The organism is Sphingopyxis sp. KK2, from assembly GCF_001990265.1.
In the GTDB taxonomy this organism is placed as follows: Bacteria; Pseudomonadota; Alphaproteobacteria; order Sphingomonadales; family Sphingomonadaceae; genus Sphingopyxis.
Map to the genome: position 1 here is coordinate 1 of NZ_LYVN01000093.1, position 16,850 is coordinate 16,850.

At 66.8% G+C, this 16,850-nt stretch carries 18 protein-coding genes and 1 pseudogene; 14 read left to right on the top strand and 5 right to left on the bottom strand.

Annotation, left to right across the window (positions count from 1 at the left end; translation table 11 throughout):
* Positions 1 to 1,534 (bottom strand): annotated as a pseudogene (locus B1A78_RS14895) (hypothetical protein); the annotation flags it as partial.
* Between the two features lie 157 nt (positions 1,535 to 1,691).
* Here B1A78_RS14895 and radC point away from each other — a divergent pair.
* Complete coding sequence (radC, locus tag B1A78_RS14900) at positions 1,692 to 2,372, top strand: DNA repair protein RadC (RefSeq protein WP_077147735.1); 681 nt, start codon at positions 1,692 to 1,694, stop codon at positions 2,370 to 2,372.
* Positions 2,373 to 2,595: 223 nt separating this feature from the next.
* Positions 2,596 to 3,006 carry a nucleoside diphosphate kinase regulator gene (rnk, locus tag B1A78_RS14905; RefSeq protein WP_077147718.1) on the top strand — a complete coding sequence of 137 codons (411 nt, stop codon included), beginning with the start codon at positions 2,596 to 2,598 and terminating at the stop codon, positions 3,004 to 3,006.
* A 61-nt stretch (positions 3,007 to 3,067) separates the two neighbouring features.
* Here rnk and B1A78_RS14910 read toward each other — a convergent pair whose 3' ends face one another.
* Positions 3,068 to 3,622: a hypothetical protein gene (locus B1A78_RS14910; protein WP_077147719.1), complete on the bottom strand. Its 555-nt coding sequence runs from the start codon at positions 3,620 to 3,622 to the stop codon at positions 3,068 to 3,070.
* Between the two features lie 198 nt (positions 3,623 to 3,820).
* On the opposite strand from B1A78_RS14910, the gene purB reads away from it, so the two are divergent.
* The 10 genes from purB to B1A78_RS22720 all read left to right on the top strand — a co-directional run bounded on the left by purB (position 3,821) and on the right by B1A78_RS22720 (position 11,766).
* Positions 3,821 to 5,134 (top strand): adenylosuccinate lyase, encoded by a 1,314-nt coding sequence (gene purB, locus B1A78_RS14915; protein ID WP_077147720.1) that lies wholly within the window; start codon positions 3,821 to 3,823, stop codon positions 5,132 to 5,134.
* A gap of 111 nt (positions 5,135 to 5,245) precedes the next feature.
* On the top strand, positions 5,246 to 5,608 hold the full coding sequence (locus tag B1A78_RS14920; RefSeq protein WP_077147721.1) for a DUF1049 domain-containing protein: 363 nt from the start codon (positions 5,246 to 5,248) through the stop codon (positions 5,606 to 5,608).
* Positions 5,605 to 6,279 (top strand): orotidine-5'-phosphate decarboxylase, encoded by a 675-nt coding sequence (pyrF, locus tag B1A78_RS14925; RefSeq protein WP_077147722.1) that lies wholly within the window; start codon positions 5,605 to 5,607, stop codon positions 6,277 to 6,279. Before B1A78_RS14920 ends, pyrF begins: the two co-directional genes overlap by 4 nt.
* 114 nt (positions 6,280 to 6,393) lie before the next feature.
* Positions 6,394 to 7,023 carry a phosphoribosylanthranilate isomerase gene (locus B1A78_RS14930; RefSeq protein ID WP_077147723.1) on the top strand — a complete coding sequence of 210 codons (630 nt, stop codon included), beginning with the start codon at positions 6,394 to 6,396 and terminating at the stop codon, positions 7,021 to 7,023.
* Positions 7,020 to 8,231 carry a tryptophan synthase subunit beta gene (gene trpB / locus B1A78_RS14935; protein WP_077147724.1) on the top strand — a complete coding sequence of 404 codons (1,212 nt, stop codon included), beginning with the start codon at positions 7,020 to 7,022 and terminating at the stop codon, positions 8,229 to 8,231. The genes B1A78_RS14930 and trpB overlap by 4 nt, the downstream gene beginning before the upstream one ends.
* Positions 8,228 to 8,434 carry a hypothetical protein gene (locus B1A78_RS14940; RefSeq protein WP_077147725.1) on the top strand — a complete coding sequence of 69 codons (207 nt, stop codon included), beginning with the start codon at positions 8,228 to 8,230 and terminating at the stop codon, positions 8,432 to 8,434. The genes trpB and B1A78_RS14940 overlap by 4 nt, the downstream gene beginning before the upstream one ends.
* A complete protein-coding gene (gene trpA / locus B1A78_RS14945; RefSeq protein ID WP_077147726.1) occupies positions 8,431 to 9,222 on the top strand; it encodes a tryptophan synthase subunit alpha in 792 nt (263 codons plus the stop codon). The genes B1A78_RS14940 and trpA overlap by 4 nt, the downstream gene beginning before the upstream one ends.
* Positions 9,219 to 10,070, top strand: coding sequence for an acetyl-CoA carboxylase, carboxyltransferase subunit beta (accD, locus tag B1A78_RS14950; protein WP_077147727.1), 852 nt, complete (start codon positions 9,219 to 9,221; stop codon positions 10,068 to 10,070). The genes trpA and accD overlap by 4 nt, the downstream gene beginning before the upstream one ends.
* 134 nt (positions 10,071 to 10,204) lie before the next feature.
* Positions 10,205 to 11,545 carry a folylpolyglutamate synthase/dihydrofolate synthase family protein gene (locus B1A78_RS14955; RefSeq protein WP_077147728.1) on the top strand — a complete coding sequence of 447 codons (1,341 nt, stop codon included), beginning with the start codon at positions 10,205 to 10,207 and terminating at the stop codon, positions 11,543 to 11,545.
* Between the two features lie 77 nt (positions 11,546 to 11,622).
* A complete protein-coding gene (locus tag B1A78_RS22720; protein WP_179102059.1) occupies positions 11,623 to 11,766 on the top strand; it encodes a hypothetical protein in 144 nt (47 codons plus the stop codon).
* 42 nt (positions 11,767 to 11,808) lie between these two features.
* Here the strand turns inward: B1A78_RS22720 and B1A78_RS14965 are convergent, their stop codons facing one another.
* Positions 11,809 to 13,365 (bottom strand): MFS transporter, encoded by a 1,557-nt coding sequence (locus tag B1A78_RS14965; protein ID WP_077147730.1) that lies wholly within the window; start codon positions 13,363 to 13,365, stop codon positions 11,809 to 11,811.
* Positions 13,366 to 13,478: 113 nt separating this feature from the next.
* Positions 13,479 to 13,916 (bottom strand): response regulator, encoded by a 438-nt coding sequence (locus B1A78_RS14970; protein ID WP_077147731.1) that lies wholly within the window; start codon positions 13,914 to 13,916, stop codon positions 13,479 to 13,481.
* A 155-nt stretch (positions 13,917 to 14,071) separates the two neighbouring features.
* Between B1A78_RS14970 and B1A78_RS14975 the strand changes: the two genes are divergently transcribed.
* Complete coding sequence (locus tag B1A78_RS14975) at positions 14,072 to 14,929, top strand: pseudouridine synthase (RefSeq protein ID WP_077147732.1); 858 nt, start codon at positions 14,072 to 14,074, stop codon at positions 14,927 to 14,929.
* A complete protein-coding gene (rsmD, locus tag B1A78_RS14980; RefSeq protein ID WP_077147733.1) occupies positions 14,926 to 15,468 on the top strand; it encodes a 16S rRNA (guanine(966)-N(2))-methyltransferase RsmD in 543 nt (180 codons plus the stop codon). The genes B1A78_RS14975 and rsmD overlap by 4 nt, the downstream gene beginning before the upstream one ends.
* Here rsmD and B1A78_RS14985 read toward each other — a convergent pair.
* Positions 15,465 to 16,727: an MFS transporter gene (locus B1A78_RS14985; RefSeq protein ID WP_077147734.1), complete on the bottom strand. Its 1,263-nt coding sequence runs from the start codon at positions 16,725 to 16,727 to the stop codon at positions 15,465 to 15,467. The two genes, rsmD and B1A78_RS14985, sit on opposite strands and share 4 nt — an antisense overlap.
* Between the last annotated feature and the right edge of the window lie 123 nt (positions 16,728 to 16,850).

Genomic DNA, 16,850 nt, shown 5'->3' on the forward strand with positions numbered 1-16,850 from the left:
GTGCCAGCGCCCCGGTCGGCGCGAGCACGCCGTTGATCGGCACGCGCAGCCGCTCGACGCGCCCGTCGGCGATCGGTCCGGTCAGCTCGGCAACGGTCGTGAAACGCGACAGCGCGCCGGGGGCGCTCGAAAAGCGAACGGGCGTGAGCGCCAGCCGCGATCCCTCGGCGACATAGGGGTCGAGCCGCGCGAGCCCGCTGATGCTGCCATCGGCGCGGCGATCGAGGTCGAGCGTGCCTTCGGGCAGTCCGCCGCCGCCGAACGCCCACTGCCCCTGAATGAGGAAGGCGGGCCGCGCCGCAGCAAAAAGCCAGGCGATCCGGCTGTCGTCGCTCGCCGTCACCCGCGCGCCGCTTTCACTGACCAGGTCGGGAGCGATCAGCTCGATCCGGGCGCTATCACCTTCACCGGCCAGCGCGAAGTCGGTCTTGCCCGACAGGTCGCCGAGCAGGCGCGCCACCGCGTCGGTCGCCTTGGCCGCGAGCGGTCCCACCGGGCTGCCGTCCAGCCCCTTGGCACTCGCCGCGATCCGCTGCCGCAGCCCGGTGCTCGCCGCCGCGCGTCCGAAACTCAGGCTGCCCGCCAGCTTCGGCGCGACCTTGCCGACCTCGCCGGTCGCGTCGATATCGACGCGGTTCGCGGCGAAATCGGGGCCGCTCAGCCGCACGGCCTCGCCGTCCAGGTTGAGCGCGGTCTTGTCGGAATTGCCCTTGAACCCCGCGACCAGCGCCACCCGCTCGGCGCGCACCGGCCCCGCGACCAGCGACGCGAGCGCCGCATCGGCCTTGCCGTCCCAGCTTTTGAGGTCCTTGCCCAGCGCGACGTCGAGCGCGACCTGCGGCGACGCCGCCGCCACGCTTCCGTCGGCACAGCGCAGCTCGCGACCGCGCAGCGCGCCCTTCAGACGCGGCTCGAGGTCGCGTACCGTCAGCGGGCCATAAAAGCTCACCGCCTCGCCCGTGCATCCCGCCGCGCTCACGACCGGCGCCACCAGTGCCAGCGTTCCCGAAAAATTGCGCTGCAAATGCCCGCGCCCGGCAAGCGCCGCGCCGACATTGCCCCACGGCGTCTCGACCCGCGCCCGCGCATCGCTCAGCACCACCGACAGGTCGGGCAAGGCAAAAGGATCGGTGCTCGTCGGATCGCGGAACTTGTCGAGCGCGCCGAGCGACAATCGCCCGTCGACGAACCGCCCATAGAGCCGCACGCCATCGGCGGTGATCGTCGAGACATAGGGGCCGTTCCACCCATAGCCGAGCTCCACCTCGACCGTCTTGGCGATCAGGTCGGGTCGGCTCGGATCGCCGATGACGACATTGGAAATACGCTCGGTGCGAAAGCCGATTTCCTCGATCTCATAGGTCGCCGGCACGCCGAGCGAGTCGAGCTGTTCGCGCACGAAACGATCGGCGATGGGCTCGCGCGCCAGCCACAGCCCGCCGACAAGCACCGCAAGCGCCGCGCCGGTCAGCCAGCGTTTCTTGATGCGGCGGCGGTGCCTGACGATTCGGGCGGTTTCGACGGTGTCGGTCATGGCGCCTTCGTAAAATCCTCATGCGCCCCGGCGGGTCCGCCCTTTGCCGTCAGATAACGCCGAAACGGCGCAATTGGCTGCAAAAGACAAGACGTTGCCATATGCGCCGAACCTTATGGCCGTTGAGTGACGGTCACAAGCTGCTATTCCGATGATCATGGGGGACGGTTCCGATCATAGCGGCCACCGCGCGAGGCTCCGCGCCCGCCTGCTCGACGCAGGCGGCGATGCGCTCGCCGATTATGAGCTGGTCGAATATCTGCTCGCGCTCGCCATCCCGCGCCGCGATACCAAGCCGCTGGCAAAGGCGCTGCTCCGCGAATTCGGATCGCTGGCGCAATTGATCGCCGCCGACCCGCAATCGCTGCGCCGCGTCGACGGCCTCGGCGACGGCGCGATCGCCGCATTGAAGATCGTCCAGGCCACCAGCCTGCGCATGCTCAAGGCCGAAATCGCCGACCGACCCCTGCTCTCCAGCTGGGACGCCCTGCTCGATTATCTGCGCGCCGACATGGGGCCGCTCGACATCGAAAGGGTGCGCGTCCTCTATCTCAACACGCGCAACATGCTGATTCGCGACGAACTCGCGAGCGAAGGATCGATCGACCAGTCGGCGATCTACACCCGCGAAGTCGTCAAGCGCGCGCTCGACCTCGGCGCTGCGGCAATCATCCTCGTCCATAATCACCCGAGCGGCAGCCCCGAACCGAGCCGCCAGGACATAGCAATCACCCGCGACATTGCCGCCGCCGCGGCAAAGCTCGGCGTAACGCTGCACGACCATATCATCATCGGCGGCAAGGATTACCGCAGCCTGCGCGCGATGGGCCTGCTCTAGCCCCATTCCCGAATTTGACTTCCAGCCCCCGGCACGACATCGTCGCGCGATGCAGATTCGACGCGGCCTTCTCCGCTTCCGCTTCTTCGGGGGTCAACTTCTCGCGGGCATCTAGCCCCGGGTTCAGGCGCGTTCGCCCCGAACCCGGGGCAAATTTCCGATTCTTTAGATCGCGTGCGCGGGACGACCGCGTGCGCTCATCCCTGTCCGGAAAGTCCGCACCATGACCAAGACCAAGAGCCGGGCCGCGCGCCCGGCGATCCACATGATCGACACCGAAGCCGACCGCCTCACCGAACTCGCGCTGCACAAGCAGCATGAACTCAACCGAATCTACGAATTGCTGCTCGGCGAAATCGACCGTGCCGCGATCTGCAGCCGCGACGCGATGCCGACCAATGTCGTGACCATGGGGTCCGTCGTGACCTTCTCCGATGAGAAGACCGGCACGCAGCGCACCGTCGAACTCGTCTATCCGGCCTACGCCGATATCGCCGCGGGACGAGTGTCGATCCTCACCCCCGTCGGCGCCGGCCTTATCGGGCTGCGCACCGGCCAGTCGATCCTGTGGCCCGATCGCAATGGCGAGGAGCATCGGCTGACGATCATCGATGTCAAACAGCCGGGCGGCTAGAGCCCGGACGCGATGAAGCCGCCGGATCGCTCCGACGGCTTCACCACCCAGTCAGGGACGCTTACGCGCCGCGCGACAGGAAAGCGGTCAGCTCTTCCTTGCTGACGGTACCATTCTTGTCGGTATCGGCAGCACCCCAGGCCTGGCCGATCCAGGTCTTCACCTCGGCCGATTCGACGTCGAGGCTCGGCTCGCTGGCGCCGCGAAGCTTCTTCATCCAGCCGGCGAATTCGACTTCGCTCAGCTCGGCGCTCGAATCTGCGTCATAGGTGGGGAATTCCTTGTCGACGATCTGCGCGACCTGCGCCGGGGTGGCGGCGGTGCCGCTCGGTGCCGACTGCGCGGTGGTCGTGGCTTCGCCAGCCGGGGGAGCGGGCTCGGTCACGGGCTGCGTCGTCGAGGCATCGGGACCCGGTGCGGGTGCCGGGGTCGGCTGCGCCGCGTCGGGTGCCGGAGCCGGCTGTGCGGCTTCGGGCGTCGGCGCCGGCTGCACATTCTCGGCTGCCGGTTCGGCGGGCTGGCTTGCCGGCGGTGCGGCCGGATCGACGGGCTGGTTCTGGGCCAGCGCGGGGAAACTCACGGCAGCAGCGCCGATCAAAAGCATGGTCTTCAACATGGTAGTTCTCCTGTTATATCAACGACGCTTCGCCTTGCGCGCCGCTGTGTCCTGAAGGGGCATGGGATCAACCATGGCCGAAATGTGAAAGTTGCACTTCGGTGACGATTGGCGATGCGGCTCGTCCCTGCTAGGGCGCGGCCCATCGCGATTCCGCCGAGAATCTGCGTCCAATTGATCCTAAAGAAGGGAAAAACCATGGTTCCGCGTTACGCCCGGCCCGAAATGACCGCCATCTGGTCGGCCGAAAACCGGTTCCGCATCTGGTTCGAGATCGAGGCGCACGCGACCGACGCGCTCGCCGAATTGGGCGTCGTGCCCAAGGACGCGGCGAAGGCGCTGTGGGACTGGTGGGCGACCAACCCCGCGATCGACGTGCCCGCGATCGACGCGATCGAGGCCGTGACCAAGCACGACGTCATCGCCTTCCTGACCTGGGTCGCCGAAAATGTCGGCGACCAGGCGCGCTTCATGCATCAGGGCATGACCAGCTCGGACGTGCTCGACACCTGCCTCGCGGTCCAACTCGCGCAGTCGGCCGACATCCTGCTCGCCGACCTCGACGCGCTGCTCGCCGCGATCAGGAAGCGCGCCCATGAGCACAAGCTGACCCCGACCATCGGCCGCAGCCACGGCATCCACGCCGAACCCGTCACCTTCGGGCTCAAGCTCGCGCAGGCCTATGCCGAGTTCGACCGCTGCAAGACGCGCCTGATCGCGGCGCGCGCTGATATCGCGACCTGCGCCATTTCGGGCGCCGTCGGCACCTTCGCCAACATCGACCCGCGCGTCGAGGAGCATGTCGCGGCCAAGCTCGGGCTGTCGGTCGAACCCGTCTCGACGCAGGTCATCCCGCGCGATCGCCACGCGATGTTCTTCGCCACCCTCGGCGTCATCGCCGGGTCGATCGAACGCCTTGCGGTCGAGGTCCGCCACCTTCAGCGCACCGAAGTGCTCGAAGCCGAGGAATATTTTTCGCCGGGCCAGAAAGGTTCGTCGGCGATGCCGCACAAGCGCAACCCGATCCTTACCGAGAACCTGACCGGGCTCGCGCGCATGGTGCGCAGCGCGGTGGTCCCGGCGCTCGAAAATGTCGCGCTCTGGCATGAACGCGACATCAGCCACTCGTCGGTCGAACGCTTCATCGGCCCCGACGCGACGATCACCCTCGACTTTGCGCTCGGCCGCCTGACCGGCGTGATCGACAAATTGCTCGTCTATCCCGAACGCATGCAAAAGAACCTCGACCGCATGGGCGGCCTCGTCCATTCGCAGCGCGTCCTGCTTGCGCTGACGCAGGCGGGTGCGAGCCGCGAGGAAAGCTATGTCCTCGTCCAGCGCAACGCGATGAAGGTCTGGGAAAGCGACGGCGCGCTGTCGCTGCTCGAACTGCTCAAGGCCGACGCCGACGTCAGCGCGAAACTCTCGGCCGATGAACTCACCGCGCTGTTCGACCTCGGCTATCACCTCAAGCATGTCGACACGATCTTCGCGCGGGTGTTCGGGGAATAACGAGTCCGTTCTCCGAAAGGGGAGCGGGCAAACTGCCCCTCCCCCTCTGGAAACCCGCGCCAAACTCGCCTAGGCTTCCGCCACGTCGCCAAAATAAACAGGAGCAGCCGCATGGGAATTGTCCGGACGATCATCTGGGTGTTGCTCACCGCGTTGCTCGTTGTCTTCTCGACAGTGAATTGGGTCGTCGTTCCCGTCCAGGTCTGGCCTAATCTGATAGTCGAGACCAAACTCCCGGCAATCGTGCTTATCTCCTTCCTAATCGGCTTCTTGCCAACTTGGCTCGCGTGGCGCGCCGCGCGCTGGTCCTTGAAGCGCCGCCTCGACCATAGCGAGCGCCAGCTTACCGACCTGCGCGCGATGGCCAATCGCCCCGCCGAGCCGATCGCGGCGCCGGTCGTGCCGGTCGAACCCGTGCCCGTCGCCACGCCCTCGGCCACCCCCACCGACCTCTTCCCGACGGACAAGCCATGACCTCGCCGCTCTATCTCGCCATCGACACCACGCATCTCGACGTCGCGCAGACGCTCGCGCAAAAGGTCCGCCACCATGTCGGCGGGCTCAAGCTCGGGCTCGAATTCTTCTGCGCCAACGGCCATCATGGCGTGCATGAAATGGCGAAGATCGGGCTGCCGATCTTCCTCGATTTGAAGCTCCACGACATTCCGAACACCGTCGCAAAGGCGATCCAGGCGCTCCGTCCGCTCGAACCCGCCATCCTGACCGTCCACGCTGCGGGCGGCCGCGCGATGCTCGAAGAGGCCAAGGCCGCCGCAGGGCTGAATACCAAGGTCGTCGCGGTGACCGTGCTCACCAGCCTTGACGCCCCCGACCTCGAAGACATCGGCGTCGGCGGCACCCCGCACGACCAGGTCGTCCGCCTCACCAAACTCGCGCGCGAATCGGGCCTCGATGGCATCGTCTGCTCGGGGCAGGAAGTGAAGTCGGCGCGCAGCGCCTGGCCGGGCGGTTTCTTCGTCGTCCCCGGCGTCCGCCCCGCGAATGGCAAGGCCGGCGACCAGAAACGCATCGTCACCCCCGCGCAGGCGATGAGCGACGGCGCCTCGATCCTCGTCGTCGGCCGCCCGATCAGCCAGTCGCAGGACCCCGACCTTGCCGCGCGCGAGATCGAGGCGACGCTTTAAGGCGCCCACCTCTCTTTCCGTTCGTGTCGAGCGCAGTCGAGACACGCGAAGGCCCGCACGAACGCAGCGTCTCTCGACTTCGCTCGAGACGAACGGATGTTGGATAGTCTGAATATGCCCCCTCTCGTCAAAATCTGCGGCCTCAAGACCAAGGCCGAAATCGACGCCGCGATCCGCCACGGCGCGACGCATATCGGCCTCAACCACTATGCGCCGAGCCCGCGCTACGTCGATCTCAAGACCGCCGCCGAGCTCCGCCAATATGCTGGCGACCGGGTCAAGGTCGCGCTGCTCCTCGTCAACGCCGGGCCGCAGGTCACCGGCGCGGCGTGGAATGCGGTCAAGCCCGACATCATCCAGTTCCACGGCGACGAAACCCCCGAATGGATCAGCGCGGTCAAGACGAACACGAAGACCGAGGCGTGGAAGGCCCTCGGCCTCCGCGACGCGGGCACGCTGGCGCGCTCGGCGAAATATGACGGCGTCGTCGACCGCCTGCTCTTCGACGCGCCCGCGCAGGCGATGCCCGGCGGAACCGGGACGCGCTTCGACTGGACGCTGCTCGTAAACCATCGGCACAGCATCGACTGGGGCATTGCCGGTGGCCTGACCCCTGCCAATGTCGCCGAGGCAATCGCCGCGACGCACGCGCCGCTGGTCGACGTCTCGTCGGGCATCGAAAGCGCGCCGGGCGTCAAGGATGTGGACAAGATCGCCGCTTTCCTTAAAGCCGCCGGTCGATGACCGACTTACCCAACAGCCTTCGCACCGGCCCCGACGATCGGGGCCATTTCGGCCAGTTCGGCGGGCGCTATGTCGCCGAGACGCTGATGCCGCTGATCCTCGACCTCGAACGCGAATATCGCACCGCACAGGCCGACCCCGCGTTCAAGGCCGAGTTCGACGACCTGCTCAAAAATTATGTCGGCCGCCCCAGCCCGCTGTGGTGTGCCCAGCGCTTCACCGATCATCTCGGCGGCGCGAAAATCTACCTGAAGCGCGAGGACCTCAACCACACCGGCGCGCACAAGATCAACAATTGCATCGGCCAGATCCTGCTCGCGAAGCGCATGGGCAAGACGAAGATCATCGCCGAGACCGGCGCGGGCCAGCATGGCGTCGCCACCGCGACCGTCGCGGCGCTGTTCGGCCTGCCCTGCACGATCTTCATGGGCGCGGTCGACGTCGCGCGGCAGCAGCCCAATGTGTTCCGCATGAAGCTGCTCGGCGCCGAAGTCGTCGCGGTCGAGAGCGGCGCCAAGACGCTCAAGGACGCGATGAACGAGGCGCTGCGCCACTGGGTCGCGAACGTCCACGACACTTTCTACATCATCGGCACCGTCGCCGGCCCGCACCCCTATCCAGAACTCGTCCGCGACTTCCAGTCGGTGATCGGCGACGAGGCGAAGGCGCAGATCCTCGAGGCCGAGGGCCGCCTGCCCGACATGCTGATCGCCCCCGTCGGTGGCGGATCGAACGCGATCGGCCTCTTCCACCCCTTCCTCGACGACGCCAGTGTGGAGATCGTCGGGGTCGAGGCCGCGGGCGAAGGCCTCGATGGCAAGCATGCCGCCAGCCTCGCGGGCGGACGCCCCGGCATCCTCCACGGCAACAAGACCTATCTGCTGCAGGACGAAGACGGCCAGATCACCGAGGCGCACAGCATCTCGGCAGGGCTCGACTATCCGGGCATCGGGCCCGAGCATAGCTGGCTCCACGACATCGGCCGCGTCCGCTACGAGCCGGTGACCGACGCCGAGGCGCTCGCGAGTTTCCAGAAGCTCACGAAGCTCGAGGGCATCATCCCCGCACTCGAAAGCGCCCATGCCATCGCCGCCGCCGAACGCATCGCGCCGACGCTCGGCAAGGACAAGATCATCATCGTCAACTGCTCGGGCCGCGGCGACAAGGATATCTTCACCGTCGCCGACGCGCTGGGGGTGGCGTTGTGACCTACAAGTTCAAAAAGACTGCTTTTGAATTGAGCGTCGCCGCCGGTGTTGCCTTGGGCGTTTATTTCGTTCTCACGGAAGGCTTGTGGCTATCATGGGGGCGGATCGTGGCAGCCCCCGTCGGCCTCTTGGCAGCATGGTATGTGGCACGCCCCTTCTTCGGGCGCCAATGGCCCGAGCCCAAGAAAGGATGGAGCGAATGACCCGCTTCGCCGCCATCTTCGCCAAGCCGCAAACCGCGCTGATCGCCTTCATCACCGCGGGCGACGGCGACACCGCCGCGAACCTCGACGCGCTCGTTGCGGGGGGTGCCGATGTGATCGAGCTCGGCATGCCCTTCACCGACCCGATGGCCGACGGCCCCGCGATCCAGGCGGCGAACCTGCGCAGCCTCGCCAAGGGCACGACCACCGCCGACATCTTCGCGATCGCCGCCGCCTTCCGCAGCCGCCATCCCGATACCCCGCTCGTCCTGATGGGCTATGCCAATCCGATGACGGTGCGCGGTCCTGAATGGTTCGCCGCCGAATGCGCAAAGGCGGGGGTCGACGGCATCATCTGCGTCGACATTCCGTCGGAGGAGGATGCCGAACTCGGCCCCGCACTGCGCGCCGCCGGCGTCGACCTGATCCGCCTCGCCACCCCGACCACCGACCCCGCGCGCCTGCCTGCGGTGCTCGAAGGCGCGGGCGGCTTCCTCTATTATGTCAGCGTCGCCGGCATCACCGGGCTGCAGCAGGCGGCACAGGCGAGCATCGAGGAAGCGGTCACGCGCCTCAAGGCCGCCACCGACCTGCCCGTCGCGGTCGGCTTCGGCGTCCGCACCCCCGATCAGGCGGCGCAAATCGCCAGGGTCGCCGACGGCGTCGTCGTCGGCTCGGCCTTCATCGACATCATTGCCGAACATGGCGACGCCGCCGCGCCGCATGTCGAGGCCTTCACCCGTTCACTCGCCGATGCTATCCACGGCGCAAAGGAGATCGCCGCATGAGCTGGCTCGAACGCGTCCGCAACGCCCTGCCCTTCGCGGCAAAGCGCGATACCGCCGACAACCTCTGGCACAAGTGCCGCGAATGCCAGCAGATGGTGTTCGTCAAGGAATGGCAGGACAATCTGAACGTCTGCCCGCGCTGCGACCATCACGACCGCATCGGCGCGAGCGAGCGTTTCCTCCAGCTGTTCGACGGCGGCCTGCACGAAACCCTCGCCTCGCCCGCCGCGCCCGAGGATCCGCTGAAGTTCCGCGACACCAAGAAATATACCGACCGCATCAAGGCCGCGCGCGCCTCGACCGGCGACCGCGACGCCTATCAGAACGCCTTCGGCCGCATCGGCGGCCACCCGGCGGTCATCGGCGTGCAAGACTTCGCCTTCATGGGCGGCTCGATGGGCGTTGCCGTCGGCGAGGCGTTCGTCGCCGGGGTCGAGGAAGCGATCAGGCGCGGCTGCCCCTATATCGCGATCACCGCCGCGGGCGGCGCGCGCATGCAGGAAGGCACGCTGTCGCTGATGCAGATGCCGCGCGCCACCGTCGCGCTCGCGCGCCTGCGCCGCGCCGGCCTGCCCTATATCGTGCTGCTCACCGACCCGACGACGGGCGGCGTCACCGCCAGCTATGCGATGCTCGGCGACGTGCAGATCAGTGAGCCCAAGGCGCTGATCGGCTTCGCGGGCCAGCGCGTGATCGAGAATACGATCCGCGAGAAATTGCCCGAAGGCTTCCAGCGCGCCGAATATCTGCTCGACCACGGGATGATCGACATGGTGGTGCACCGCAAGGAACTGCCCGCGACGCTCGGCCGCCTGATCGGCTATCTGGCGCCCGAGAAGGCGGCTTAGGGACGAGCGCTCCCTTCATTACCGTTTGTGCTGAGCTTGTCGAAGCACCGTCCTTTCTTTCTATACGTCACAAAGAAAGAGCGGCCCTTCGACAAGCTCAGGGCGAACGGTGTTTGAGTAGCTGAACTATTCTCATGCCCGACCACGCACATAGCGCCGATCCCGCCGTTCAGGCCCAGCTCGACCGCCTCGCCGCGCTGTCGCCGGGACGCGACATCCTCGGGCTCGAACGTATCGCCGAACTCTGTGCCCGCCTCGGCAATCCGCAGGAGCGACTCCCGCGAACCTTCCATGTCGCCGGGACCAACGGCAAGGGATCGACCTGCGCCTATCTGCGCGCAATCCTCGAGGCGCAGGGACGCCGCGTCCATGCCTACACCAGCCCGCACCTCGTCCGCTTCAACGAACGCATCCGCATCGCGGGTACGCTGATCGACGACGCGCAGCTCGCTTCGCTGCTCGCCGAGGTGCTCGACGTCGCGCACGATTTGCAGGCGAGCTTTTTCGAAATCACCACCGCCGCCGCCTTCCTCGCCTTAGCGCGCACTCCTGCCGATGACTGCATCATCGAGGTCGGGCTCGGCGGCCGGCTCGACGCGACCAACATCATCCCGGCGCCGGCGGTATGCGGTATCGCCTCGCTCGGTATCGACCATGAGGCCTTCCTGCTCGCTCCCGAAGCGGGCACCCCGACGGAACCGGCGGTTCGCATCGCATGGGAAAAGGCGGGTATTTTCAAACCCGGCGCCGCGCTCGCGACCCTCGCCTATCCCGAACCGCTGATGCAGATCATCGCCGACCGCGCCGAAGCCGTCGGCGGCACGCTTTTCTCCGAAGGCCGCGACTGGAGTGTCGAAAGTGCGCGCGACAGCTTCCGCTGGAGCTCGAAATTCGGTTCGATCGACACCGCGCTGATCCCGCAAATGGCCGGCGCGCACCAGCACCATAATGCCGGCCTCGCGATCGCGATGCTCGCCATCGCCCCGCACCCGCGCCCGAACGAGGCCGAGATGACCGAGGGCGTCGCCGCCGCCTTCTGGCCGGGCCGCATGCAGCGGCTCGAAAGCGGTCCGCTCACCCGGCTCCTGCCTGCGGGAACCAGCGCCTGGCTCGACGGCGGTCACAACCCCGACGCGGGCGCCGCACTTACGCGCGCGCTCGATGCGCATGCGCCGCTCCACATCGTCTGCGGCCTCCTGAGCAACAAAGACGCCATGGGCTTCCTGCGCCCCTTCGCGAGCCGCATCGCCTCCTTCCAGGCCGTCCCCATCCCCGGCCACGATCATCACGACCCCGCCGGCCTCTGCGACATGGTCCGCCGCGACCTCGGCATCCGCGACGTGCATCCCTGCCCCGACGTCACCGCCGCGCTCGGCCATATCGCGCAGTACCGTGCGCGCGGCGATGTCCTGATCTGCGGCTCGCTCTATCTGGCGGGCGAAGTGCTGCGCGCCAACGCGCAGCAACCCGTTTAGCATCGCCGTCGCGGACTTTCTTGACAACCCGGCCCGGCGAACGCCAGATCGACCTTCCGGACCAGGGGAGTATCGACATGTCTGACACGCCGCACAGCATCTCGTCGCAGCGCAAGAGCTGGAACAAGCCGACGCTTCGCGCCGTGATCCCGACCCGGCGCACCGCAGGCGGCGCCTTCGCCGCGCAAGGTCAGGACACCGTCTTCTATAATGTGTCCTGACGCCCGGCGCGTCGGCTTCACCTCATCCTGCCTGCCGGGCCGTTACGCCGCCTTTAGCGCCGGCCCCTTCCACGCGAACAGGATTCCGACCGCAAGGGCGGCGAGCGAACCGTACATCACATAGGCTTCGAGCTCGAGCTGGTTCGCCATCAGCACCCCGACCACGCCTGCGACGATCAGCGCGAATCCGGCGATACGCCCCGCGCCGACCGGTTCGCGCAGCTTGCGCTCGTCGACATCGCCGCTCTGGCGGATCGATTGCACGACATAGCCCTTGCGCCACATCATCCACAGCAGGATCATCCCGGGGATCGCGGCCACCACCGTCAGCCCCCAGAAAGCCGTCCATCCCAGCTTCTCGGCGGCATAGCCGGCGGGGCCGGCCATGAAGGTCCGCCCGATCACCGCCACCGACGACAGCAGCGCGAACTGCGTTGCGGTATAGGCGATGTTCGACAGCCCTGAGAGATAGACAGCCACGACGGTCAGGCCGATGCCGCTGGTGACATTTTCGGTCACGATCGCCGCAACCAGCATCCAGTAATTATTGCCGGCGATCGAAAGCGCCATGAACATCACGTTCGAGAACATCATCAGGAGCACCGAAACGAGCAGCGCGCGGCCCATTCCGAGCCACAGCACGAACGGCCCGCCCAGCGCAGATCCGATAATCAGCGCGGCAAAGCCCCAGATCTTGCTCGCGGATATATAGTCGAGGTCGGCAAAGCCGAGGTCGACGATCATCGGGCTGAGCATCGCCTGCCCCATCGCATCGCCGACCTTGTAGACCAGGATGAACAGCAGGATCATCAGCGCGCCGTCGCGGCTCAGGAACTCGCGGAACGGGTTGACGACGGTTTCGACGAGCCATTGCCCCGGCTTCATGCCCGATGCGCTGCCGAACCGGTCGACGAATTTGCCCTCGCCGGCCCAGAAGGCGCCGAGGATTGCGGGAACCACGCAGAGCGTGGTGAGCGCATAGGCGACCGCCCAGCCAAGCCCCAGCCCTTCCTGCGAAGCGAAATAGATCGTCCCGGCGCCCGCGATCAGATTGCCCGTGCGATAGCCGAACTGGTTGGTGGCGGTGCCGTGCGCGAACTCGTCCTCTTCCAATATCTCGATGCGATAGGCGTCGATGACGATATCCTGCGTCGCCGAGAAAAAGGCCGTGACGACCGCCCAGAACAGGAACCAGCCATAATCGTCGGGCTGCGGGTTGCTCGCGCCCATCTGCCAGATCGAAAGGACGAGGAAGAACTGGACGAAAAACAGCCAGCTGCGCCGTTGGCCCAGCGCTTTCGTCAGGACAGGCAGGGGAATCTTGTCGACCAGCGGCGCCCACAGGAATTTGATCGTGTAGGGAATGCCGACCATCACCGCGAAACCGATGGTCGTCGGCGTGAAGCCGACCTTGGCCAGCCAGAAGGTCATCGTGGCGGCCACCAGCGTGAACGGGAAGCCGCTGGAAATACCGAGGAGGAACGCGACCGCGGGATTCTTGCGCAGATAGGGGCGGAACGCCGGGACCGCGAGCGCGACGAAAACAAGCCCGACAAGGATGCCGGCGAAAATGAGGAAACGGATTAAATCGACGGACATGCGGTGCTCCCCGGGGCCGCTGGACAGCGGCTCTTCTTCCCTGGGGACGGGCCTAAAGCCCCGGCGTCAAATTGGAAGCGCCTAATTGGTGACAGCGCGCCGAACCGTGCGGCTTACGCCGCCTCGGGCCGCCAATAGGTCGTCAGGCCGCTCACCTTGCGCGGCGCCTCATTCTTGCAGCTCATCGCCTCGAGCGCCTTCAGCGCCGCCACCAGGGCCGACGCGCTATGCGGCTTGTTCAGGCAAGCGAGTGCGATGTCGGCCGCATCCTCGGGGCATTGGCCGGTGACCAGCAGCACCGCGATGCCGCGATCGCGCGCCAGCCGCGCCACTTCGCGCCCGGTCATGTCACCCGCAAGACCAAGGTCGAGGACGAGGGCATCGAGCTGTTCGACCGCCATCAGCGCCACCGCCGCCTCGCCCGAATCGACCGACGCGACGACGTCATAGCCGCTGTGTTTCAGCGTCCGCTCATTGTCGAACGCGACCAGCGGGTCATCCTCGATGACCAGCAGCCGCTTGATGCACGACGGGCGGGACGCGAACAGCATGACAACTCCCTTCAGCGGCGACATGACTCCCACTCCCGTCTGGTGCAAGCGGCGTTTCGCTTGCCATCGACGAAGTGATGCATTTCCGTCTATGAGCGTGATCACAGAGCAACACTCTTGCCCCGAATAACGACAAGAAAGCCAAATCCGTTCCCATGAAGCCCCCCCGTCCTCCCCGTTCCGGCGCACGCAGCGCGCGTCCTGCCGACGACAAGCGCGAGGCCCCGCGCGGCCGCCGCGCCGCGCGCGGTGCTGCCCCACCCCGCAAGCCCGTCGAGGAGGCCGAGCGCGAGGACGGGCCGCAGCGCATCGCCAAGCTGCTCGCGCGCGCCGGAGTCGGCTCGCGCCGCGATGTCGAGCGCATGATCGAGGAAGGCCGCATCGCGCTGAACGGCGAGATCATCGTCCAGCCCGCACCGCTGCTCGCCTCGCTCGATGGCCTCACCGTCGACGGCAACCCAGTCGCCAAGCCCGTTTCGACGCGCCTTTACCGCTTCCACAAGCCCGCCGGCTGCCTCACCGCGGCGCGCGACCCCAAGGGCCGCAAGACGATCTACGACCTCTTGCCCAAGGGGCTGCCGCGCGTGATGCCCGTCGGCCGTCTCGACTATAATACCGAAGGGCTGCTGCTGCTCACCAACGACGGCGAATTCAAGCGCCAGCTCGAACTGCCCGCGAGCGGGGTCGAGCGCACCTATCGCGCGCGCGCGTTCGGCGAGATCAGCCAGGAACAGCTCGAGGAACTGGCGATGGGAATCGAGATCGACGGCGTCCGCTATGGCAAGATCGACGCCAATCTCGAACGGCGCACCGGGCGCAACCAGTGGATCGAGTTGACGCTTACCGAGGGCAAGAACCGCGAAGTGCGCAAGGTGCTCGAACATTTCGGGCTTCAGGTCAGCCGCCTGATCCGCACCCGCTACGGCGAATTCACGCTCGAAGGGCTCGGCATGGGCGACGTCGACACCGTCCCGCGCGACGATTTGTTCAAATTCCGTCGGCACCTGAAATGAGGGTCATCTCCGGCGAATGGCGCGGCCGCAAGCTGCTCGCGCCTAAAAATGACGCGACGCGGCCGACCGCCGATCGCACGCGCGAAACGCTCTTCTCGATGCTCGCGAGCCGCCTCGGCAGCTTCGAGGGGCTTTATGTCGCCGACCTCTTCGCGGGCTCGGGCGCGCTCGGCATCGAGGCGCTGTCGCGCGGCGCCGAACAATGCCTCTTCGCCGAACAGGACCGCGACGCGCTCGACGCACTCAAAAAGAACCTCGCCACCCTCGGCGCGACCGCCCGCGCCGACGTCCGCGCCGGCTCGGTGCTCACGCTCGGCCCGGCACGGCGCAGCTACGACCTGCTCCTGCTCGATGCGCCTTACGCGACCGGCGCGGGCAGCGTCGCGCTCGACAAGCTGGGCCGCCTCGGCTGGATCGCGCCCGAAACCTGGGTGTCGGTCGAAACCGGCGAAAAGGAAGTCGTCGAGGTCGCGGGCTTCGAGATCGACGCCGAACGCAAGGTCGGCAAGGCCAAGCTGACGTTGCTGCGGGCCGCCTAGGCGCGCCCGCGAACCATCAGCAGCCCGAACCAGCTCACCACCCCGGCAAGCGCCAGATACAGCCCCACCGCCGCGGTCCCGCGCCAGTCGCCCAGCGCCTGCGCGACGATCGGCGCGGCGGCACCGCCGAGGATGCCGCCCGCGTTGAAGGTCATCGACGCGCCGGTATAGCGCACCTCGACCGGAAACAGTCCGGTCAGCCAGGCGCCGAGCGGGCCATAGACCAGCCCCATCACGAACAGCGCCGACGCGAGTCCGGCAAAGACCAGCCCCCAGCTCTGCGACGCGAGCGCGGGGCCGAACAGGAAACCGATCAGGATCGTCGCGCCGCAGCCCCAGGTGAGGACGCTCTGCGCGCTCACCGCATCGCTCCAATAACCCGCGACGACAATGCCCGCCGCCATGAACAGGATGGCGCCGAGCTGGATCAGCAGGAACTGCTCCTTCGGATAGCCAAGCGTCGTCGTCCCGTGCGCGAGCGCGAAGCTGGTCGAGAGGTAGAAGATCGCGAAACAGGCGACGACCGCAAAGGTGCCCGCCAGCGTCGGCAGCAGGTGCCGCTTCAGCAATTCGCCGATCGGCACCCCGACCGGACGGTCCTGCTCCAGCGCCTCGGCGAAATCGGGCGTCTCGCCGATCTTCAGCCGCACCCACAGACCCAGCCCGACGAGCACCGCCGAGAGCAGGAAGGGAATACGCCATCCCCACGCCGCGAAATCATCGTCTGAAAGCCACAGCCCAAGGATCAGGAACAGACCGTTCGCCGCAATAAACCCCACCGGTGCGCCGAGCTGCGGTACCATGCCGAAGCGCGCGCGCCAGCCTGGCGGCGCATTCTCGACCGCGAGCAGCGCCGCCCCGCCCCACTCGCCGCCGAGCCCGAAGCCCTGTCCGAAGCGCAGGATGCACAGCAGCAACGGCGCAACCCAACCGACCATCGCATAGGTCGGCAGGAAAGCGATCAACAGCGTCGACACCCCCATCAGCATCAGCGAGGCGACCAAGGTCGACTTGCGCCCGATCCGGTCGCCATAATGGCCGAACACCACCGCCCCGACCGGACGCGCAAAGAAAGCGAGGCCGAAGCTCATGAAGCTCAGCATCAGCTGCGCCGACGGCGATTCGGACGGAAAGAAGAGCGGCCCGAACACCAGCGCGGCGGCGGTGCCATAGATATAGAAATCATAGAATTCGACCGCAGTGCCGACGAGGCTCGCGGTCAGGATGCGCCGATGCTTGCGATAGGGTGCCAGATCCATGGCTCGTCACTCTCCCCGTTGTCCCGAGCGCTTTGAACGCGAAGCCGAAGGGGGGCAAGCGCGAAGCCGTCGTTTTTGGGTGGGAGCAATCCATTCCCCGCCCCTTTAGGGAGGGGTTAGGGG